The following is a 19855-nucleotide window of genomic DNA, read 5'->3' on the forward strand; positions in this document are numbered from 1 at the left end:
GGGCCCACGCCCTGTCGTAGGTTCTACCCAGATGAGAGATACACCCCGCCCACAGGGGACTGTGGGCGACATCAGGACGGGGCCTCCCCAGCTTCGGCCTGGTCGTGCCCTCGCGCACACATACGGAGCCTCTGGCTCCGGATCTCCTCACCGATCGGACAGCCGCCCGCCCCAAACCCCCCGGGGCGTGCGGCCACCCGATCCGGTCGGCCGCCCCGGAACTACCCCCCCTGTTCCGGGGCGGCCGACCTCCCTCCTCTCCCGGCTGGGACTTCTCGGGCTTCCCGCCCTTCTCTTCGCGCTGATCACCTGGCAGGTCGTCGCCGACGGCCCGCTGGTGGACCTGGACGAGCGCCTCAGCAAGGCCCTCGTCCACCCCGACCGCGCCGGCGAACTCCTCTCCGACCTGGGCAATGTCCAGATCGCGCTGCCCGTCCTGCTCCTCGGCGCGGGATACGCGGCCTGGCGGTCCCGGCGCGCCGGCACAGACCGGTGGTGGTGGCCGGCCGCCGGCGCCCTGCTGCTGATGGCCCTGGTCCCGGCCCTGGTCATCCCCCTCAAGGAACTGACCGACCGCCCGGGCACCCCGGCCGTACCGCCCGCCACCGGCTACTTCCCGTCCGGCCACACCGCGACCGCCGTCATCGCCTACGGCGCCGCCACCGTGCTGCTCCTGCCCCTGCTGCGTTCCGCGGCCGCCCGCCGCGCCGTCGTCACCGGCTGCGCGGCCCTCGTGCTCGGCGTCTCCTACGGCCTGGTCCGGCGTGGCTTCCACTGGCCGCTGGACGTCGTGGCCAGCTGGTGCCTCGGTGCGGTCCTGCTGACCGGTTACGTCCTGCTCGTCAGCCGAAGTATCCGTCGAACGTCCGCTGGAACTCCCAGTTCGCGTAGCGGTCCCAGTTGATCGACCACGTCATCAGGCCCCGCAGCGCGGGCCAGGTGCCGTGGGTGGCGTACGAGCCGCAACCGGCCCTCTTCGTCAGGCAGTCGAGGGTCTTGACGACCTCGGCCGGAGGGACGTGACCGTTGCCCGCGTTCGTGGAGGCCGGCATGCCGATGGCGATCTGGTCGGGGCGCAGCGGCGGGAAGACGTTGCCGGTGTCACCGGCTACCGGGAAGCCGGTGAGCAGCATGTCGGTCATCGCGATGTGGAAGTCGGCGCCGCCCATCGAGTGGTACTGGTTGTCGAGGCCCATGATCGGGCCCGAGTTGTAGTCCTGGACGTGCAGAAGCGTCAGGTCGTCGCGCATCGCGTGGATGACGGGGAGGTAGGCCCCGGCGCGCGGGTCCTGGCCGCCCCACTTGCCGGTGCCGTAGTACTGGTAGCCGAGCTGGACGAAGAAGGTCTCCGGGGCCATGGTCAGGACGAAGTCGTCGCCGTAGCGGGCCTTGAGGGTCTTCAGGGCGGAGATCAGGTGGACGATCACCGGGGTCTTCGGGTGCTTGAAGTCGGTGTCGTCGGCGTCCAGCGACAGTGAGTGGCCCTCGAAGTCGATGTCCAGGCCGTCGAGACCGTACTCGTCGATGATCTTCGAGACCGAGCTGACGAACGTGTCGCGCGCGGCGGTCGTGGTGAGCCGCACCTGGCCGTTCTGGCCGCCGATGGAGATCAGCACCTTCTTGCCGGCCGCCTGCTTGGCCCTGATCGCGGCCTTGAAGTCGGCGTCGCTCTCGACGTTCGGGCACTCGGCGGCCGGGCAGCGGTCGAAGCGGATGTCGCCGGAGCTGACCGAGGTCGGTTCGCCGAAGGCCAGGTCGATGACGTCCCAGCTGTCGGGGACGTCGGCGAGCCGGGTGTAGCCGGAGCCGTTGGCGAAGCTCGCGTGCAGGTAGCCGACCAGGGCGTGCGGCGGCAGGTCGGAGGAGCCGCCGCCGCCCGCGGTGGTGGTCGCGGTGACCGGGGCGGACCTCGAGGACTCTCCGGCGTCGTTCACGGCGGCGACCTGGAAGGCGTACGCCGTCTGCGGCGCGAGTCCGGTCATCGTCGCCGAAGTGCCGCTCACCGTCCGGACCTTGGTCCCGTCACGGTAGACGGCGTATCCGGAAGCGCCCGGCACCGCGGTCCAGGACAGGTCGACGCTGGAGGAGGTGACCGTGCCGGTGCGCAGGCCGGTGGGCGGGGCGGGCGGCTGACCGGGGTCGACGGACGGGCCGGCCAGGGAGATGTCGTCGGCGTGGTAGGCGCCGGTGCCGTACCAGCCGTGGGTGTAGATCGTGACCTTGGTGGTGGCCGGGCCGGTGCGGAAGGTGGTGGTGAGCTGCTGCCAGGCCGGGGCGGACTGGGTCCAGGCCGAGACGTCGGTGGTGCCGGTGCCGCTCGCGCCGAGATACACGTAGGAGCCCCGGACGTGTCCGGACAGCGTGTACTGGGCGTCCGGTTTCACGGTCACCGTCTGCGCGCACCGGGCGTTGTCGCTGCCGGCCGGGGTCGCCTGAAGCGCCGAACTGCCGCTGCGCACGGGTGAGGTGACGGCGGTGCCCGCCGTGCAGGTCCAGCCGGTGAGGCCGGACTCGAAGCCTCCGTTCCTGGCCAGGTCCGCGTCGGCCGCACGGGCGGCCGACGAGAGCGCGGTGATGCCGGTCGCGGCCAGCAGAGCGGCCGTCAGCACGGCGACGAAAGGTCTGGAGCGGTCCACGAGTGCCTCCGGGCATGGGGGATGTGGAGGGGTGGAACGCGCTCAACTTGGTCCAGACCAATCGGGTTGTCAAGACTTCTCACCGTGACCGCGCATCCGTCACGGCACCGCTTCAGTCGTCATCGGCCAATCCGGCCGCCGCTTCGTGCATGGCGAGTTCCAGCAGCGCGGGATCGGTCAGCGTGCCGGAGCCGTCCGGCGGCACCAGCCATCGCACGCCCTGGGTGGAACGGCCCGGATACGGCACCACGATCCAGGTGCCGGCGCCCGCGGTGCGGATGCCGGTGCCCAGCCAGCGGGCCGCGGTGCCCGGCGGCACGAAGAAGCCCATGCGCGCGTCACCGAAGTCGACGAGCACCGGCCCGGGCCGGTCGAGAATGCGGGTGAGCACATCGAGGGTCGGGTAGCCGAGCCCGGCCGGCAGGACGAGCACGTCCCAGTCCTTCCCGGCCGGCAGCAGCGCGACCCCGAGCGGGTTGCGCTCCCATTCCCAGCGGCAGGCCTCGGGATCCGGTGCCACGGACGCGAGCCATTCGACCGCCGTCTTCGCCCCTGTCATGACGGGGACCTCCCTTGTCCGTCGTGGACGCCTTGTGCGTCACGAGGGAGAGGGAGGTCCCCTGCCTGCCATTACGCGGGTTCCGCGCACCCGTAAGGGTGACGTGGGTCACCGTCAGCTGTCGAAGCCCAGCCCCAGCCGGTCCATCGTCCTGAGCCACAGGTTGCGCCGCCCGTCGTGCGCGTCGGCCCGGGCCAGCGACCACTTGGTGAGCGCGATGCCGGTCCAGGCGAACGGCTCGGGCGGGAACGGCAGCGGCTTCCTGCGGACCATCTCCAGCTCGGTGCGCTCGGTGGACTCCCCCGACAGCAGGTCCAGCATCACGTCCGCGCCGAACCGGGTGGCCCCGACACCGAGCCCGGTGAAGCCCGCCGCGTACGCCACCTTCCCCTGGTGGGCGGTGCCGAAGAACGCCGAGAAGCGCGAGCAGGTGTCGATCGCGCCGCCCCAGGCGTGGGTGAAGCGCAGGCCCTCCAGCTGCGGGAAGCAGGTGAAGAAGTGCTCGGCGAGCTTGGCGTAGGTCTCCGGGCGGTCGTCGTACTCGGCGCGCACCCGGCCGCCGTACGGATAGACGGCGTCGTAACCGCCCCACAGGATCCGGTTGTCGGCGGAGAGCCGGAAGTAGTGGAACTGGTTGGCGCTGTCTCCGAGGCCCTGGCGGCCCTGCCAGCCGATCTCCTTGAGCTGGTCGTCGGTGAGCGGCTCGGTCATCAGGGCGTAGTCGTAGACCGGGACGGTGAAGGCGCGCACCCGCTTGACCAGGTTCGGGAAGATGTTGGTGCCGAGGGCGACCCGGCGGGCGCGGACCGTACCGTACGGGGTGCGTACGGCCATGCCGGCGCCGTACGGCTTCAGGTCCAGCGCGGGCGTGTGCTCGTAGACCCGCACCCCGAGCCGGACGCAGGCCGCCTTCAGGCCCCAGACCAGTTTGGCCGGGTTGAGCATGGCGACGCCCCGGCGGTCGTGGAGCCCCGCCTGGAATGTCGGTGAGTCGACTTGTCGCCGTACGGCGTCGGCGTCCAGGAACTCGATGCCCTCGGCCAGTCCCCGGCGCTCGATCTCCTCGTACCACTCGCGCAGTTCCCGCGCCTGGTAGGGCTCGGTGGCGACGTCGATCTCGCCGGTGCGCTCGAAGTCGCAGTCGATGCCGTACCGGGCGACCGCCGCCTCGATCTCGTCGAGGTTGCGGGCGCCCAGCTCCTCCAGCTTGTGGATCTCGTCCGGCCAGCGGGTCAGTCCGTTGGACAGCCCGTGGGTGAGGGAGGCGGCACAGAAGCCGCCGTTGCGGCCCGAGGCGGCCCAGCCCGCCTCGCGGCCCTCCAGCAGCACGACGTCCCGCTGCGGGTCGCGCTCCTTGGCCAGGAGCGCGGTCCACAGTCCGCTGTACCCGCCGCCGACGACCAGCAGATCGCAGGTCTCGGCGCCGGTGAGCGCGGGCTCGGGGTGGGGCCTGCCGGGGTCGTCCAGCCAGTACGCGACCGGCTGGGCATCGGAAAGTGACGTCGTCCAACGGCTCATGGCGCTTGGGGCCATGATTTCAACTCCCTACGACTGCGTTCATGCCTTGCGCTTGGTGCGGCGGTTGGTGATGACCATGGAGGTCAGGACGAGGAGTACGGCGATGACGAACATGGCGGTACCGATGACATTGATCTGCACGGGCGTTCCGCGCTGGGCCGAGCCCCAGACGAACATGGGGAAGGTGACGGTCGAGCCCGCGTTGAAATTGGTGATGATGAAGTCGTCGAAGGAGAGCGCGAAGGCGAGCAGCGCGCCCGCGGCGATGCCGGGCGCCGCGATCGGCAGGGTGACCCGCAGGAAGGTCTGCAGCGGGCCGGCGTAGAGGTCCTGCGCGGCCTGCTCCAGCCGCGGGTCCATCGACATCACGCGCGCCTTGACGGCCGTCACCACGAAGCTGAGGCAGAACATGATGTGGGCGATGAGAATCGTCCAGAAGCCCAGCTGGACGCCCATGTTGAGGAACAGGGTGAGCAGCGAGGCGGCCATCACGACCTCGGGCATCGCCATCGGCATGAAGATCAGCGAGTTCACCGCGCCGCGCGCCCGGAACCGGTAGCGGACCAGAGCGAAGGCGATCATCGCGCCGAGGACCGTGGCGCCCAGCGTCGCCCAGAAGGCGATCTGGAGGCTGAGGGTGAGCGAGGAGCACAGCCCCGAGACCCCGCACGGGTCGGTCCAGGCGTCGGTGGAGAACTTCTGCCACTCGTAGTTGAAGCGGCCCTTGGGGTCGTTGAAGGAGAACACCGTCACGACGACGTTGGGCAGCAGCAGGTATCCGAGGGTGAAAAGGCCCGCGAGGACGACCAGATTGCGCTTGAACCAGTTGACGAAGGCCATTTAAACCAGATCCTCCGTGCCGGACTTGCGGATGTACAGCGACACCATCACGAGGATCGCGAACATCAGGATGAAGGAGAGCGCCGCCGCCGTCGGATAGTCGAGGATCCTGAGGAACTGCGACTGGATGACGTTGCCGATCATGCGGGTGTCGGTGGAACCGAGCAGATCGGCGTTGACGTAGTCACCGGCGGCCGGGATGAACGTCAGCAGCGTGCCGGAGACGACACCGGGCATCGACAGCGGGAAGGTGACCTTCCGGAAGGTCGTGATCGGCTTGGCGTACAGATCGCCCGCCGCCTCGTGCAGCCGGCCGTCGATGCGCTCCAGCGAGGTGTAGAGCGGCAGGATCATGAACGGCAGGAAGTTGTACGTCAGACCGCACACCACCGCCAGCGGGGTGGCCAGCACCCGGTCCCCCGCCGTCATGCCGAGCCAGCTGGTGACGTCCAGCACGTGCAGCGAGTTGAGCGCGCCGACGACCGGGCCGCCGTCGGCGAGGATCGTCTTCCAGGCCAGGGTGCGGATCAGGAAGCTGGTGAAGAACGGCGCGATCACCAGGATCATGATCAGGTTCCGCCAGCGCCCGGCCCGGAAGGCGATGAGGTACGCCAGCGGGTAGCCCAGCAGCAGACACAGGATCGTCGCGGAACCGGCGTACAGCACCGACCGCAGGAACTGCGGGTAGTACTCGGTCAGCGCGTCCCAGTAGGTCGCGAAGTGCCAGGTGACCTCGTAGCCCTGCTCCAGCGAGCCGGTCTGCACGGAGGTGGACGCCTGGTAGACCATCGGCAGCGCGAAGAACACCAGCAGCCAGGCCAGTCCGGGCAGCAGCAGCAGGTACGGCGTCCAGCGGCCCCTTCTGCGCGGGGGCTTCTTCGGGGCGGGCGGCGCCAGGGGCGGCGGCGCGTCGGTGAGGGTCGCCATCAGACCGCCTCTTCCTGGATGCCCGCGTCGATGTCCTGCGTGGCGTCCAGGCCGAAGGTGTGGGCGGGGCTCCAGTGCAGGACGACCTCGGCGCCGGGGACCAGCCGGGCGTCGCGGTCGACGTTCTGGACGTAGACCGAGAGGTCGGCGCAGACCGGGCTGTCGATGACGTACTGCGTGGAGACGCCGATGAAGGACGCGTCGGCGATCGTGCCGGTGACGCGGTTGCGGCCGTCGGGGATCTCACCGGCGTCGTCGGCGTGCGTCAGGGAGATCTTCTCCGGGCGGATGCCGACCAGCACCTTGCCGCCGGTGGCGGCGGGGGCCGAGCAGCGCGCCTCGGGCAGGACGAGCTTGCCGCCGCCCGCCCGGAGCACGATGTCGTCGCCGCTCCTGGCGTCGACCTCGGCCTCGATGAGGTTGGAGGTGCCGAGGAAGTTGGCGACGAAGGTGGTCCTCGGGTTCTCGTACAGATCGGCGGGGGCGCCGAGCTGCTCGACGCGGCCCGCGTTCATCACGGCGACCCGGTCGGCCATGGTCATGGCCTCCTCCTGGTCGTGCGTGACATGCACGAAGGTGATGCCGACCTCGGTCTGGATGCGCTTGAGCTCCAGCTGCATCTGGCGGCGCAGCTTGAGGTCGAGGGCGCCGAGCGGCTCGTCGAGGAGGAGCACCTTGGGGTGGTTGATCAGCGCGCGGGCGACCGCGACCCGCTGCTGCTGGCCGCCGGAGAGCTGGTGCGGCTTCTTGCGCGCCTGCTCGCCGAGCTGGACCAGCTCCAGCATCTCCTCGACCTGCTTCTTCACGCTCTTGACGCCGCGCCGGCGCAGACCGAAGGCGACGTTCTCGAAGATGTCGAGGTGCGGGAAGAGGGCGTAGGACTGGAAGACGGTGTTCACCGGCCGCTTGTACGGCGGCAGCCGGGTCACGTCCTGGTCGCCGAGGAAGACGGTGCCGGAGGTCGGCTCCTCCAGTCCGGCGATCATCCGCAGGGTGGTGGTCTTGCCGCAGCCGGAGGCGCCGAGCAGGGCGAAGAAGGAGCCCTGGGGCACGGTGAGGTCCAGCGGGTGTACGGCGGTGAAGGAGCCGTAGGTCTTGCTGATGCCGGTGAGGCGGACGTCCCCGGTGTGGTCGTTCGTCGTGGTCACGTCTGTCACGCCCCCGTCAGCTTCGCGAACTTCGTTTCGAACTCGGTCTCTTCCTTCGAGCTCAGCGAGCGGAAGGCGCGGGACTTCGCGGCCATGGCCTTGTCGGGGATGATCAGCGGGTTGTTCGCCGCGTCCTCGTCGATCTTGGCCAGTTCTTCCCTGACCCCGTCGACGGGGCAGACGTAGTTGATGTACGCGGCGAGCTGGGCCGCCGCTTTCGGCTCGTAGTAGTAGTCGATGAGCCGCTCGGCGTTCGTCTTGTGCCGGGCCTTGTTGGGGACCATGAGGTTGTCGGTCGAGGTCACGTAACCGCTGTCCGGGATGATGAAGTCGATGTCCGGGCTGTCCGCCTTGAGCTGGACGACGTCCCCCGCCCAGGCGATACAGGCGGCGAAGTCGCCGCTGGACAGGTCCGAGGTGTAGTCGTTGCCGGTGAAGCGGCGGATCTGGCCCTCGTCGACGGCCTTCTGGATACGGGCGATCGCCGCGTCGTAGTCGTCGGCGGTGAAGTCGCCCGGGTCCTTGCCCATGTCGAGCAGGGTCATGCCGATGCTGTCGCGCATCTCGGACAGGAAGCCGACCCGGCCCTTGAGCTTGGGGTTGTCGAGCAGGTCGGAGACCGTCTTCACCTCGACGCCGTCCAGCGCCTTCTTGTTGTAGGCGATGACGGTCGAGATGCCCTGCCATACGTACGAGTAGGAGCGGCCCGGGTCCCAGTCGGGGGAGCGGAACTGGGACGACAGGTTGGCGTAGGCGTTCGGCAGGTTGGCCGGGTCCAGTTTCTGGACCCAGCCGAGGCGGATCAGCCGGGCGGCGAGCCAGTCGGTGACGCAGATGAGGTCGCGCCCGGTGTCCTGGCCGGCCGCGAGCTGCGGCTTGATCTTGCCGAAGAACTCGACGTTGTCGTTGATGTCCTCGGTGTACTTGACCTTGATACCGGTCCGCTCGGTGAACGTGTCGAGCGTGGGGTGGTGCTTCTCGCTCTCGTCGACGTCCATGTACTCGGTCCAGTTGGAGAAGCTGACTGTCTTCTCCTTGGCCGAGTGGTCGTCCGAGGACACTTCGCCCTCGGTCTTGCCGGCGGCCGGGATGCCACAGGCGCTCAGCGTGCCCAGACCGCCGACCGCGAGCGCGCCGCCGGTGGAGGCGCGCAGCAGCGAACGGCGGCTGAGGGCGGCCCTGCCGTTGCGGAAGCTGCGCCGCATGGCGGCCACTTGGGCCGGTGACAGGCGGTCGGGCTCGTACTGCTCCATGCGCTTGGTGCCCTTTCGGAGGGGGCGGCCGCGGGTCAGGCGGCCTGGCTGCTATCGGTCCCCGAAGATCGTGCGGTGCCAGTCCTTGCGGGCGACCGCCGTGTTGTCGAACATCACGTGCTTGAGCTGCGTGTACTCCTCGAAGGAGTAGGCTGACATGTCCTTACCGAAGCCGGACGCCTTGTAGCCGCCGTGGGGCATCTCGCTGATGATCGGGATGTGGTCGTTCACCCACACGCACCCCGCCTGGATCTCCCGGGTGGCGCGGTTCGCCCGGTAGACGTCCCGGCTCCACGCGGAGGCGGCCAGGCCGTACGGCGTGTCGTTGGCGAGCGCGAGCCCCTCGTCGTCGGTGTCGAAGGGGAGGACGACCAGGACGGGTCCGAAGATCTCGGACTGGACGATCTCGCTGTCCTGGGCGGCGTCCGCGACGAGCGTGGGCCGGTAGTAGGCGCCCTGCTTCAGGTCCCCCTGCGGGGCCTCCCCGCCGGTCACCACGCGCGCGTAGGCACGCGCCCGGTCGACGAACCCGGCGACCCGGTCGCGCTGGACGTGCGAGATCAGCGGGCCGAGGTCGGTGCCGGCGGCGAAGGGGTCGCCGAGCCGGACGCTTTCCATGAGGGCGGCGGTCCGCTCCACGAACGCCTCGTACAGCGGCCGCTGCACGTACGCGCGCGTGGCGGCCGTGCAGTCCTGGCCGGTGTTGATGAGCGCGCCCGCGACGGCGCCGTTGGCGGCGGCCTCCAGGTCGGCGTCGTCGAAGACGACGAAGGGTGCCTTGCCGCCGAGCTCCAGGTGGATCCGCTTCACGGTGGCGGTGGCGATCTCGGCGACCCGCTTGCCGACGGCGGTGGACCCGGTGAAGGAGGTCATGGCCACGTCGGGGTGCCCGACGAGGTGCTCGCCCGCCTCCTTGCCCGCGCCGGTGACGATGTTGACGACACCGTCGGGGATCCCCGCCTCGGTGCAGGCCTCGGCGAAGAGCAGCGAGGTCAGCGGGGTCAGCTCGGCCGGCTTGAGCACGATGGTGTTGCCCGCGGCGATGGCCGGGAGGATCTTCCAGGCGGCCATCTGGAGGGGGTAGTTCCAGGGGGCGATCGACCCGACCACGCCGATGGGTTCCCGGCGGACGTACGAGGTGTGGTCGCCGGAGTACTCACCGGCGGACTGCCCCTGGAGGTGCCGGGCGGCACCCGCGAAGAACGCGGTGTTGTCGATGGTGCCCGGCACGTCGAACTCACGGGTGAGCTTCAGCGGCTTGCCGCACTGGAGGGACTCGGCGCGGGCGAACTCCTCCGCCCGGTCGGCGAGCACGGCCGCCAGCTTGTGCAGCGCGTCGGAACGCTCGCCGGGGGTGGCTCCGGACCAGGCCGGGAAGGCGGCGCGGGCGGCGGCGACGGCGGCGTCCACGTCGGCCGGGCCGGCCAGCTCGTAGCTGAGTACCTCCTCCCCGGTTGCCGGGTCGACGACCGCGTGGGTGCGGCCCGAGGTGCCCTGGGTGAAGCGGCCCGCGATGTACTGCGCACCGGCCGCGAAGCGCTCGGATGCGGGGAATCGTTCCGGGGTGGCGTTGCCCGGGTTGTGCATGTCGCTCTCCTCCGCCTTCGCCCCGCTGTCCACGGGGGCGGGTGGCGTAGCTCCAGCTCGATTTGAGTGCCGATCCTGACAGAGCAATAGCACTCCAACAAGGGATTCCGTTGTTGCCTTTTGGTTACGCGACGGAATCTGTCGACCAGGTGTCGAGTGAACGCGAAAAAGCCAGGACGGAGTGTCCGTGGTGCCTGCCAGACTCGCGTGCATGGGAAAGATCGATTCTTTGGATGCCCTGGTCAGGGAGGTCCGCGCGGGGGCGGATATCAAGTATCTGCACTTCTGGGGCCATCGGCCGAGAACTGACGGCCGGGTCGGCGCGAGCTGTCTGAGTCAGTGGTGGCCGTCGCCGTTCACCGTGGACGGCGTGCGGTACGCGACGGCCGAGCACTGGATGATGGCCGGCAAGGCCCGGCTGTTCGGCGACCCCGACGCCGAGCGCCGGATCCTGGCGGCCGGACACCCCTCGGAGGCGAAGAACGCCGGGCGGCTGGTGCGCGGTTTCGACGAGGAGACATGGGCGCGCGAACGGTTCGGCATCGTGGTCGAGGGCAGCGTGCACAAGTTCGCGTCGGACGAGGCGCTGCGCGGCTTCCTGCTGGGTACGGGTCGGCGGGTCCTGGTGGAGGCGAGCCCGGTGGACCGGGTCTGGGGCATCGGCCTCGCAGCGACCGACGACGGGGCGATGAACCCGGAGCGGTGGCGGGGTCCGAACCTGCTGGGCTTCGCGCTGATGGAGGCGCGGGAGCGGTTGCGGGGGTAGGGGCGGATGTACGGGATGGAGGTACGGGCCGCGAGGCCTGACGGCCCCCGCAGCAGCTCCCGCACCCCCTACCGCGTAGCGATCACGAAGGCCAGCATGGCGCAGCCGAGGACGATGCCCGCGGCGCCGCAGATCACCCCGGCCAGGGCCTGGCCGCCGTTGGTCGCCTCGCCCCGGCGGGTTTTGCCCCGGCCGATCAGGCCGAAGATCAGCGCCAGGATGCCGAGCAGGATGGCCACCGGCCACAGGCAGAACACCGCCGCCGAGATGATCCCGAGCACCAGCGCGGTCGTGCCCATGCCGTTGCTCGGCATCGGCGCGGGCTGCATACCGGGCCAGGCGTACTCCCCGCCCGGGTAGCCGTATCCGCCCGGGTAGCCGTAGGGCAGCTGTCCGGGGCCGTCCGGGGCGATGGGCGGCGGAGGGACCGGCCCGCCCTGGCCGTAGGAGGCACCCGGAGCCGCGAAGGGGTTCGCCGGAGCGGGCCACGGCTGCTGCGGGCCCGGCGCGCCGGCGCCCGGCATGGAGGCCACCGTCTGCTGATCGTGCACGGAGGGCGCCGACGGAACCGAGGGCGCCGACCAGGTCCCCGACGACGAGGCCACCGTGTTCCCGGGACCGTCCGCCGACGGCGGTGCCCAGGGGTTCGGCTCGGGCGCGGACGCCTCCGGTCCCTTGTCCAGCCGGACCTCACGCGCGGGCCCGTGTCCCGACGGGTGCTGCGGTTCGCGCCGCGGCGGCGTGTCCTCGGACATGCGCGGGCCCCCCTCTGTCTGCCTCCCGTCATGCTACGGCGCGGCCCCGGACCCCGCGGCCCCGGCCTACGATGATCCCGAGTCACCGATCAGCCGATCACCCGCGTCCCGCCGCAACCCGGCCGGGGACGCCGTTCCCGGGGAGGAACCTTGACCGACCGCACCGCCGCCGGCCTCGCGGGCGCCACGCGCGACCTGCACGCCTTCATCGCCGGACTGCCCAAGGCCGAACTCCATGTGCACCACGTCGGCTCCGCCTCCCCGCGCATCGTCTCCGAGCTGGCCGCCCGCCACCCCGACTCCAAGGTGCCCACCGACCCCGAGGCCCTGGTCGACTACTTCACCTTCACGGACTTCGCCCACTTCATCGAGGTGTATCTGTCCGTCGTCGACCTGATCCGCACCCCGGAGGACGTACGTCTGCTGACGTACGAGGTGGCCCGGGACCTGGCCCGGCAGCAGGTGCGCTACGCCGAGCTGACCATCACCCCCTTCTCCTCCACCCGCCGCGGCATCGACGAGCGCGGTTTCATGGACGCGATCGAGGACGCCCGCAAGGCGGCCGAGGCCGAGTTCGGGACCGTACTGCGCTGGTGCTTCGACATCCCCGGCGAGGCCGGGCTCGACTCCGCCGAGGAGACCGTGCGGCTCGCCACCGACGACCGGCTGCGCCCCGAGGGCCTGGTGTCGTTCGGGCTCGGCGGCCCCGAGATCGGCGTGCCGCGGCCGCAGTTCAAGCCGTACTTCGACCGGGCCATCGCCGCGGGCCTGCACTCCGTGCCGCACGCCGGTGAGACCACGGGCCCGGAGACGGTGTGGGACGCCCTGACGCATCTGGGCGCCGAGCGCATCGGGCACGGCACGAGTTCCGCGCGGGACCCGAAGCTGCTCACCCACCTCGCCGAGCACCGGATCCCGCTGGAGGTGTGCCCGACCTCCAACATCGCCACGCGCGCGGTACGCACCCTCGACGAGCACCCGGTCAAGGACTTCGTCCGGGCGGGTGTCGTGGTCACGATCAACTCCGACGACCCGCCGATGTTCGGCACCGACCTCAACACCGAGTACGCGGTGGCCGCCCGCCTGCTGGAGCTCGACGAGCGCGGCCTGGCCGCACTCGCGCACAACGCGGTCGACGCGTCCTTCCTCGACGAGCCCGGCAAGGCCCGCGTCAAGGACGAGATCGACGCGTACACCGCCGCCTGGCTCGCCCCCTGACCGCCCCGATGACCACCGAGGTGACCGCGGTCGCCCACCGCGGCGACCCCTATCGGTTCCGGGAGAACACGCTCGACTCGCTGCGTTCGGCGCTCAGCAGGGGCGCCGACGCCGTGGAGGTCGACGTACGCCTGACCCGGGACGGCACGCCCGTCCTGCTGCACGACGAGTCGCTGAAGCGGCTGTGGGAGCTGGACCGCCCGCTGTGCTCCCTGTCGGCGGACGAGGTGCTGGGACACACGGGCGGCAAAGTGCCGACGCTGGCCGAGGCGCTGGCGGCGACCGACGGTCACCGGGTGATGCTCGACCTGCCCGGCCGGCCGGACCTGCGCGCCGCCCGCCGGATCGTGGACGCCGTACGGGAGGCGGGCGCCTCGGACCGCGTGTACTACTGCGCCGGCGCCCCCGCCATGCTCGCGGTGCGCGCCGCCGATCCGGCCGCCGAGATCGCTCTGACCTGGACGACGCTGGCACCGCCGCGGCCCGCGCTGCTGGAGGCGGTGCGGCCGCGCTGGCTCAACTACCGTTTCGGCCTGGTCGACCGGGCCCTCGCGGAGCGCGTCCACCGGGGCGGGCACCTGCTGTCGGTCTGGACCCCGGACACCCGCCGCTCGATGCGCCGGCTGATCGCCCTGGGCGTCGACTCGATCACCACGAACCGCATCGACACCCTCCTCGCCGCCCGTCGCGAGAACCCCTGACGACACCAGGGGTGCCGGGACTTCTCCCGGCACCCCTGGTGCGAAACGAAACCGCGGAGACCAGCCGTCAGCCGTCCAGCGACGTCATCACGTGCTTGATCCGCGTGTAGTCCTCGAAGCCGTACCCCGAGAGGTCCTTGCCGTAGCCGGACTTCTTGAAGCCGCCGTGCGGCATCTCCGCGACCAGCGGAATGTGCGTGTTGATCCAGACGCAGCCGAAGTCCAGCGACTTCGACATCCGCATCGCCCGCCCGTGGTCCTTGGTCCACACCGAGGAGGCGAGGGCGTAGTCCACGCCGTTCGCCCACTCGACGGCCTGCGCCTCGTCCGAGAAGGACTGGACGGTGATGACCGGCCCGAAGACCTCGTTCTGGATGATCTCGTCGTCCTGCTTGAGCCCGGAGACGACGGTCGGCGCGTAGAAGTAGCCCTTGTCGCCGACCCGCTGACCGCCGGCCTCGACCTTGGCGTGCGCGGGCAGCCGCTCGATGAAGCCGGAGACCTGCTTGAGCTGGTTGGGGTTGTTCAGCGGGCCGAAGAGCACGTCCTCGTCGTCCGGCTGACCCGTCTTCGTCTCGGCGGCGGCCTTGGCGAGCGCGGCCACGAACTCGTCGTGGATGGACTCCTGGACCAGGACGCGGGTGGCGGCCGTGCAGTCCTGGCCGGCGTTGAAGAAGCCCGCGACGGAGATGTCCTCGACGGCCTTGGCGATGTCGGTGTCCTCGAAGACGACGACCGGCGCCTTGCCGCCCAGCTCCAGGTGGACCCGCTTGAGGTCCTTGGCCGCGGACTCGGCGACCGACATGCCGGCGCGGACCGAGCCGGTGATGGAGGCCATCGCCGGGATCGGGTGCTCGACCATCAGGCGGCCGGTGTCCCGGTCGCCGGTGACGACGTTGAAGACGCCCTTGGGCAGGATCGAGCCGATGATGTCGGCGATCAGGACGGTCGAGGCCGGGGTGGTGTCCGACGGCTTCAGCACGACGGTGTTGCCCGCCGCGATGGCCGGCGCGAACTTCCATACGGCCATCATCATCGGGTAGTTCCACGGCGCGACCTGCGCGCAGACGCCCACCGGCTCGCGACGGACGATGGAGGTCATCCCCTCCATGTACTCACCGGCCGAGCGGCCCTCGAGCATGCGGGCCGCGCCGGCGAAGAACCGGATCTGGTCCACCATCGGCGGGATCTCCTCGGACCGGGTCAGTCCGATCGGCTTGCCGGTGTTCTCCACCTCGGCCGCGATGAGCTCCTCGGCACGCTCCTCGAACGCGTCCGCGATCTTCAGGAGGGCCTTCTGGCGCTCGGCGGGGGTGGTGTCGCGCCAGGCGGGGAAGGCGCGGGCGGCGGCCTCCATGGCGGCGTCGACGTCCGCCTGCCCGGACAGCGGCGCGGTCGCGTACGCCTCGCCCGTCGCGGGGTTGACCACCTCGGTGGTCCGTCCGTCGGCGGCGTCCCGGAACTCACCGTCGATGTAGTTGCGCAGACGACGCAGCTCGGTGCTCACTGCCGGCCTCCTGTCAGGGGTTCTACTGTCCGATTGCTGAGACACCCACCCTAATCGGCAAGCCGACGTTTTCAACACCCCTGATCCCACGCGAACTGCGAAATCCGCAGGACTCACACACGTAAACAACGAATTTCATCGCCTGGGCCTTGCGAAACTATCGAGACCTCGTGCACAGTGAGGTCGTGGCCAGTCGAAGCGCAGACCCCCGGGACTCTCGTGAGTCCCCCCGCGAATCCAGGAACGGCAGCTCGCCGCACCTGGACGCCGTCTCCCTCGCCATCATCGAACAGCTCCAGCAGGACGGCCGCCGGCCGTACGCCGCCATCGGCAAGGCCGTGGGCCTCTCCGAGGCGGCCGTGCGCCAGCGCGTCCAGAAGCTGCTCGACCAGGGCGTGATGCAGATCGTCGCCGTCACGGACCCGCTCACCGTGGGCTTCCGTCGCCAGGCGATGGTCGGCATCCATGTCGAGGGCGACGTGGAGTCCGTGGCCGACGCGCTCACCGCGATGCCCGAATGCGAGTACGTCGTGATGACAGCGGGCTCCTTCGACCTGATGGTGGAGATTGTCTGCGAGGACGACGACCACCTGCTGGACGTCATCAACCGCCGTATCCGAGCCATCCCCGGAGTGCGCTCCACCGAGAGCTTCGTCTACTTGAAGCTCAAGAAGCAGACCTACATGTGGGGAACCCGATAGCCGTGAGGACCCGATAACCGTGAGCACCAAGGACCTCAGCCAGACCGCGTACGACCACTTGTGGATGCACTTCACCCGCATGTCCTCGTACGAGAACTCCCCCGTCCCCACGATCGTCCGGGGCGAGGGCACCTACATCTACGACGACAAGGGCAAGCGCTACCTCGACGGGCTCGCGGGCCTGTTCGTGGTCCAGGCAGGCCACGGCCGCCAGGAGCTGGCCGAGACCGCCATGAAGCAGGCGCAGGAGCTCGCCTTCTTCCCGGTCTGGTCCTACGCCCACCCCAAGGCCGTCGAGCTGGCCGAGCGCCTGGCGAACGAGGCCCCCGGCGACCTCAACAAGGTCTTCTTCACCACCGGTGGCGGCGAGGCGGTCGAGACCGCCTGGAAGCTCGCCAAGCAGTACTTCAAGCTGACCGGCAAGCCGACCAAGTACAAGGTCATCTCCCGCGCGGTCGCCTACCACGGCACCCCGCAGGGCGCCCTGTCCATCACCGGCCTGCCGGCCCTGAAGGCCCCCTTCGAGCCGCTGGTCCCGGGCGCGCACAAGGTCCCGAACACCAACATCTACCGCGCCCCGCTCTTCGGCGACGACCCGGAGGCCTTCGGCCGCTGGGCCGCCGACCAGATCGAGCAGCAGATCCTCTTCGAGGGCCCGGAGACCGTCGCCGCGGTGTTCCTGGAGCCCGTGCAGAACGCCGGCGGCTGCTTCCCGCCCCCGCCCGGCTACTTCCAGCGGGTGCGCGAGATCTGCGACCAGTACGACGTGCTGCTCGTCTCGGACGAGGTCATCTGCGCCTTCGGCCGGCTGGGCAAGACCTTCGCCTGTGACAAGTTCGGCTACGTCCCGGACATGATCACCTGCGCCAAGGGCATGACCTCGGGCTACTCCCCGATCGGCGCCTGCATCATCTCCGACCGCCTGGCCGAGCCGTTCTACAAGGGCGACAACACCTTCCTGCACGGCTACACCTTCGGCGGCCACCCGGTCTCCGCGGCGGTCGGCGTCGCCAACCTCGACCTGTTCGAGCGCGAGGGCCTCAACCAGCACGTGCTCGACAACGAGGGCGCCTTCCGCGCCACGCTGGAGAAGCTGTACGACCTGCCGATCGTCGGCGACGTCCGCGGCAACGGCTTCTTCTACGGCATCGAGCTGGTCAAGGACAAGCACACCAAGGAGTCCTTCAGCGACGAGGAAACCGAGCGCGTGCTCTACAACTTCCTCTCCAAGGAGCTCTTCAACAACGGCCTGTACTGCCGTGCCGACGACCGCGGCGACCCGGTCATCCAGCTCTCCCCGCCGCTGATCTCCAACCAGGAGACGTTCGACGAGATCGAGCAGATCCTGCGCGCGACGCTGACGGAGGCGTGGACGAAGCTCTAGCCCTCGAAAGGCCGAGCCGCCCGTACGGCCCGGGGTGCACCCATCCGAGTGAGAAGGGCGCACCCCGGGCCGCGTGCTGTCCGGGCTCCTGTCCCGGGATCCTTAGCGTGCCTGGTAACCGATCGGCCCTGCTGTCGTTCCCCCGCACGGGGGACCACGGCAGGGAAAACGGATCAGAACGAGGTGGTACGCGCATGGAGGCCCCGCCCGACAACGATGTGCTCTGGGCCCGTGCCCTGCACTTCACCCACCCCGACGGCTCGCCCGCGCTCGGCGGTGTCTCGCTCGGCGTCCGCGAGGGCGAGATCCTCGCCGTCAGCGGGCCCCGCGGCAGCGGCAAGTCGACGCTCCTGCGCTGCCTCTCCGGCCAGACACGGGCGCAGCGCGGCGAGATCTTCTTCAACAGCGCCCCGGTGCACACCCTGGGCCCCGTCGGCCGCGAACGGCTGCGCCGCGACCGCTTCGGCTGGATCGACCCCGAGCCGGTACTGGTCCCCGAGCTCAACGTCTGGGAGAACGCCGCCCTGCTGCTGATGCTGCGCGGCACCGGCCGCCGCCGCGCCAAGACGGCCGCCCTGGAGTGGCTGGAGCGCCTCGACATCGGTGACAGCGCCCGCAAGCGCCCGCGGGAGCTGACCCAGGCGCAGCGCCAGCGGGTCTGCATCGCCCGCGCGCTGGCCCCGGCGCCCACGGTCCTGTTCGCGGACGAACCGACGGCGCCGCTGCACCGCGCCGACCGCGCGCACGTCCTGCGCACGCTCACGACGGCGGCCCGCTCGCACGGCATCACGGTGGTCCTGGCGACCCATGACTCCGAGACCGCGGCCCTGGCCGACCGCACGGTGTCCCTGCTGGACGGACGCCGCGTGAACACGGTGCACCTGCCCCCGATGGCCGAAGCGGAAGGCCGGGCCGCGTGCTCGCTCTCCGCCTGAGCCGCCGCGCCCACCCCGCCGTACAACTGCGCCGTCTGCTGGTGGCGACGGCGTCGGCGGGCACGGGGTTTCTGCTCCTGTGCACCCTGGGCCACGCGATGACCCACCCCGGCTCCCCCGGCGCGTCCTTCCTCCGCCTGACCTGGTGCGCGGCGCCGCTGGCGGCGACCGTCCACTTCGCGGTGGCGGTGGCCCGCACCGACCCGGGCACCCGCCCCCGCCCCGGTCTGTCGGCGATCGGTCTGGGCCCGGTCCGCCTGGTGGCCATCTCGGTGACGACGACAGCCCTGTCGACCCTGCTCGGGTCCATGCTCGCGCTGCTGTTCTTCCTCCACCTGCGCGGCGACCTGACGGGCATGCCCTTCGACGGCGCGGCGGCGGACTTCCTGGCGGCGACGCAGCCCCTGCCCCTCCCGGCGGCGCTGACCCTGCTGTCCCTGGTACCGGCGGCGGCGTCCCTGGCAGTGGCCCTGACGCTCCGGCCGAGAGAGGCACGGCTCGCGGGAGAAGGGCTCCGGCGCTACGGCCGGTTCGGGGCCCGGAGCAGCTCGGCGGAGCGGGAGACGTTCGGCGCGTACGGGCGGTTCGGCGCACGGTTCCGCCAGGCCACGGGCGGCCGGGCGGCCGGGGCGGCTCCCGGCACGCAGACCGGCGGCACCCCGCGGGCGCGGTCGGGCGAGGAGACTGCGCCGGGCTCGATCCCGCAGGCCCCGCAGGCCACGGCTACGCCCTCCGGCCTGCCCTGGGGCACCGCCGTCCTCGCCGCGGGCCTGGCCGTGGAGGCGTACGCCAGCGCGGCCACCACGAACGCCACCAGGATGCCGTCGGGCCTTCCCACGGGCCCCGCCGCCGTCCTCGTCGGCTGGGCGCTGACCGCGGTCGGCCTCGCCCTGGCCGGCCCGGGACTCACCCATCTGTGCGGCCGGCTGCTCCAGACGCTCCGCCCCGGCGCCCTGCGCCTCCTGGCCGGCCGGGTCCTCATGGAGGAGGCCACCAGGATCGGCCGCCCCCTCGGGATCGTCTGCGCCGTCGCCTCCGCCGGGTACGCCCTGGCCGTCCTGCACGACCCCGCGGCGGACGGACGCTCGCTGGGCCCGCTCACCACCCTCGGCGCGAGCGTGGTCACCGGCTGCGCGGTGGCCACCCTGTTCACCGCCGCCGTGGAAGCACGGCAGGCCCGCGCCGACACCACGGCCGCCCTGCTCCGCCTCGGCGCCCCGCCCACGGTCCTGCGCGGCGCCGCCGCCCTGCGCGCGGGCGCGCTGCTGGCCGTCTTCGGCCCGCTCACCCTGATCGTCGCCGAGCTGGCGGCGCTGCCGCTGGCCCGCTGAGCGGTCGCGGAACCGGCACCAGAAATCCGTACGGAAAAAATCACCGGACCGCGATGAGTTCCGCCCGGCCCCCCGGTCTACCCCATCGA

General features: G+C 70.7%; 17 protein-coding genes and 1 pseudogene. 8 read left to right on the plus strand and 10 right to left on the minus strand.

Annotated elements, in window-relative coordinates:
* The first annotated feature begins 61 nt into the window (after positions 1 to 61).
* A complete protein-coding gene (locus tag ACFYW5_RS00240; RefSeq protein ID WP_389414701.1) occupies positions 62 to 904 on the plus strand; it encodes a phosphatase PAP2 family protein in 843 nt (280 codons plus the stop codon).
* On the opposite strand, the gene ACFYW5_RS00245 is transcribed toward ACFYW5_RS00240, so the two are convergent.
* From ACFYW5_RS00245 to ACFYW5_RS00280, 8 genes are all read right to left on the minus strand, one after another.
* Positions 843 to 2636: a chitinase gene (locus tag ACFYW5_RS00245; RefSeq protein ID WP_389414702.1), complete on the minus strand. Its 1794-nt coding sequence runs from the start codon at positions 2634 to 2636 to the stop codon at positions 843 to 845. The two genes, ACFYW5_RS00240 and ACFYW5_RS00245, sit on opposite strands and share 62 nt — an antisense overlap.
* Positions 2637 to 2748: 112 nt before the next feature.
* Positions 2749 to 3195, minus strand: coding sequence for a hypothetical protein (locus ACFYW5_RS00250; RefSeq protein WP_389414703.1), 447 nt, complete (start codon positions 3193 to 3195; stop codon positions 2749 to 2751).
* 114 nt (positions 3196 to 3309) lie between these two features.
* A complete protein-coding gene (locus ACFYW5_RS00255; protein ID WP_389414704.1) occupies positions 3310 to 4728 on the minus strand; it encodes an NAD(P)/FAD-dependent oxidoreductase in 1419 nt (472 codons plus the stop codon).
* 24 nt (positions 4729 to 4752) lie between these two features.
* Positions 4753 to 5553, minus strand: a complete 801-nt coding sequence (locus ACFYW5_RS00260; protein ID WP_389414705.1) for an ABC transporter permease — start codon at positions 5551 to 5553, stop codon at positions 4753 to 4755.
* Positions 5554 to 6480 (minus strand): ABC transporter permease, encoded by a 927-nt coding sequence (locus ACFYW5_RS00265; protein ID WP_389414706.1) that lies wholly within the window; start codon positions 6478 to 6480, stop codon positions 5554 to 5556.
* The gene (locus ACFYW5_RS00270) at positions 6480 to 7637 is read right to left on the minus strand and encodes an ABC transporter ATP-binding protein (protein WP_389414707.1); all 1158 of its coding nucleotides are present in this window, start codon (positions 7635 to 7637) and stop codon (positions 6480 to 6482) included. Before ACFYW5_RS00270 ends, ACFYW5_RS00265 begins: the two co-directional genes overlap by 1 nt.
* Positions 7634 to 8881, minus strand: coding sequence for a spermidine/putrescine ABC transporter substrate-binding protein (locus ACFYW5_RS00275; RefSeq protein WP_389414708.1), 1248 nt, complete (start codon positions 8879 to 8881; stop codon positions 7634 to 7636). The genes ACFYW5_RS00270 and ACFYW5_RS00275 overlap by 4 nt, the downstream gene beginning before the upstream one ends.
* A gap of 51 nt (positions 8882 to 8932) precedes the next feature.
* The gene (locus ACFYW5_RS00280; protein ID WP_389414709.1) at positions 8933 to 10468 is read right to left on the minus strand and encodes a gamma-aminobutyraldehyde dehydrogenase; all 1536 of its coding nucleotides are present in this window, start codon (positions 10466 to 10468) and stop codon (positions 8933 to 8935) included.
* Between the two features lie 211 nt (positions 10469 to 10679).
* On the opposite strand from ACFYW5_RS00280, the gene ACFYW5_RS00285 reads away from it, so the two are divergent.
* Complete coding sequence (locus ACFYW5_RS00285) at positions 10680 to 11234, plus strand: NADAR family protein (protein WP_389414710.1); 555 nt, start codon at positions 10680 to 10682, stop codon at positions 11232 to 11234.
* A gap of 68 nt (positions 11235 to 11302) precedes the next feature.
* Here ACFYW5_RS00285 and ACFYW5_RS00290 read toward each other — a convergent pair whose 3' ends face one another.
* Positions 11303 to 11989, minus strand: coding sequence for a DUF4190 domain-containing protein (locus tag ACFYW5_RS00290; protein ID WP_389414711.1), 687 nt, complete (start codon positions 11987 to 11989; stop codon positions 11303 to 11305).
* Positions 11990 to 12050: 61 nt separating this feature from the next.
* On the opposite strand from ACFYW5_RS00290, the pseudogene ACFYW5_RS00295 reads away from it, so the two are divergent.
* Both ACFYW5_RS00295 and ACFYW5_RS00300 read left to right on the plus strand, forming a co-directional pair.
* Positions 12051 to 13207, plus strand: a pseudogene (locus ACFYW5_RS00295) (adenosine deaminase); the annotation flags it as partial.
* A gap of 8 nt (positions 13208 to 13215) precedes the next feature.
* Entirely contained in the window at positions 13216 to 13908 is a 693-nt protein-coding gene (locus tag ACFYW5_RS00300; protein WP_389414712.1) for a glycerophosphodiester phosphodiesterase, read from the plus strand.
* Positions 13909 to 13975: 67 nt separating this feature from the next.
* On the opposite strand, the gene ACFYW5_RS00305 is transcribed toward ACFYW5_RS00300, so the two are convergent.
* Positions 13976 to 15415, minus strand: coding sequence for a gamma-aminobutyraldehyde dehydrogenase (locus ACFYW5_RS00305; RefSeq protein WP_389414713.1), 1440 nt, complete (start codon positions 15413 to 15415; stop codon positions 13976 to 13978).
* A gap of 170 nt (positions 15416 to 15585) precedes the next feature.
* On the opposite strand from ACFYW5_RS00305, the gene ACFYW5_RS00310 reads away from it, so the two are divergent.
* The 4 genes from ACFYW5_RS00310 (at position 15586) to ACFYW5_RS00325 (ending at position 19766) form a co-directional block, all read left to right on the plus strand.
* Positions 15586 to 16116: an Lrp/AsnC family transcriptional regulator gene (locus ACFYW5_RS00310; RefSeq protein ID WP_389414714.1), complete on the plus strand. Its 531-nt coding sequence runs from the start codon at positions 15586 to 15588 to the stop codon at positions 16114 to 16116.
* Positions 16117 to 16135: 19 nt separating this feature from the next.
* Positions 16136 to 17500: an aspartate aminotransferase family protein gene (locus ACFYW5_RS00315; RefSeq protein ID WP_389414715.1), complete on the plus strand. Its 1365-nt coding sequence runs from the start codon at positions 16136 to 16138 to the stop codon at positions 17498 to 17500.
* A gap of 194 nt (positions 17501 to 17694) precedes the next feature.
* Complete coding sequence (locus ACFYW5_RS00320; RefSeq protein ID WP_389414716.1) at positions 17695 to 18435, plus strand: ABC transporter ATP-binding protein; 741 nt, start codon at positions 17695 to 17697, stop codon at positions 18433 to 18435.
* Positions 18417 to 19766 (plus strand): hypothetical protein, encoded by a 1350-nt coding sequence (locus tag ACFYW5_RS00325; protein ID WP_389414717.1) that lies wholly within the window; start codon positions 18417 to 18419, stop codon positions 19764 to 19766. Before ACFYW5_RS00320 ends, ACFYW5_RS00325 begins: the two co-directional genes overlap by 19 nt.
* Positions 19767 to 19855: the final 89 nt, after the last annotated feature.

The sequence above is a fragment of the Streptomyces sp. NPDC002779 genome (assembly GCF_042888685.1).
In the GTDB taxonomy this organism is placed as follows: Bacteria; Actinomycetota; Actinomycetes; order Streptomycetales; family Streptomycetaceae; genus Streptomyces.

Excerpts from the sequence above, each read along its gene's own strand:
- ACFYW5_RS00300 (WP_389414712.1), top strand. The coding sequence starts at position 13,216 with ATGACCACCGAGGTGACCGCGGTCGCCCACCGCGGCGACCCCTATCGG.
- ACFYW5_RS00265 (WP_389414706.1), bottom strand. The coding sequence starts at position 6,480 with ATGGCGACCCTCACCGACGCGCCGCCGCCCCTGGCGCCGCCCGCCCCG.
- ACFYW5_RS00285 (WP_389414710.1), top strand. The coding sequence starts at position 10,680 with ATGGGAAAGATCGATTCTTTGGATGCCCTGGTCAGGGAGGTCCGCGCG.
- ACFYW5_RS00275 (WP_389414708.1), bottom strand. The coding sequence starts at position 8,881 with ATGGAGCAGTACGAGCCCGACCGCCTGTCACCGGCCCAAGTGGCCGCC.
- ACFYW5_RS00260 (WP_389414705.1), bottom strand. The coding sequence starts at position 5,553 with ATGGCCTTCGTCAACTGGTTCAAGCGCAATCTGGTCGTCCTCGCGGGC.
- ACFYW5_RS00290 (WP_389414711.1), bottom strand. The coding sequence starts at position 11,989 with ATGTCCGAGGACACGCCGCCGCGGCGCGAACCGCAGCACCCGTCGGGA.
- ACFYW5_RS00250 (WP_389414703.1), bottom strand. The coding sequence starts at position 3,195 with ATGACAGGGGCGAAGACGGCGGTCGAATGGCTCGCGTCCGTGGCACCG.
- ACFYW5_RS00255 (WP_389414704.1), bottom strand. The coding sequence starts at position 4,728 with ATGGCCCCAAGCGCCATGAGCCGTTGGACGACGTCACTTTCCGATGCC.
- ACFYW5_RS00320 (WP_389414716.1), top strand. The coding sequence starts at position 17,695 with ATGGAGGCCCCGCCCGACAACGATGTGCTCTGGGCCCGTGCCCTGCAC.
- ACFYW5_RS00280 (WP_389414709.1), bottom strand. The coding sequence starts at position 10,468 with ATGCACAACCCGGGCAACGCCACCCCGGAACGATTCCCCGCATCCGAG.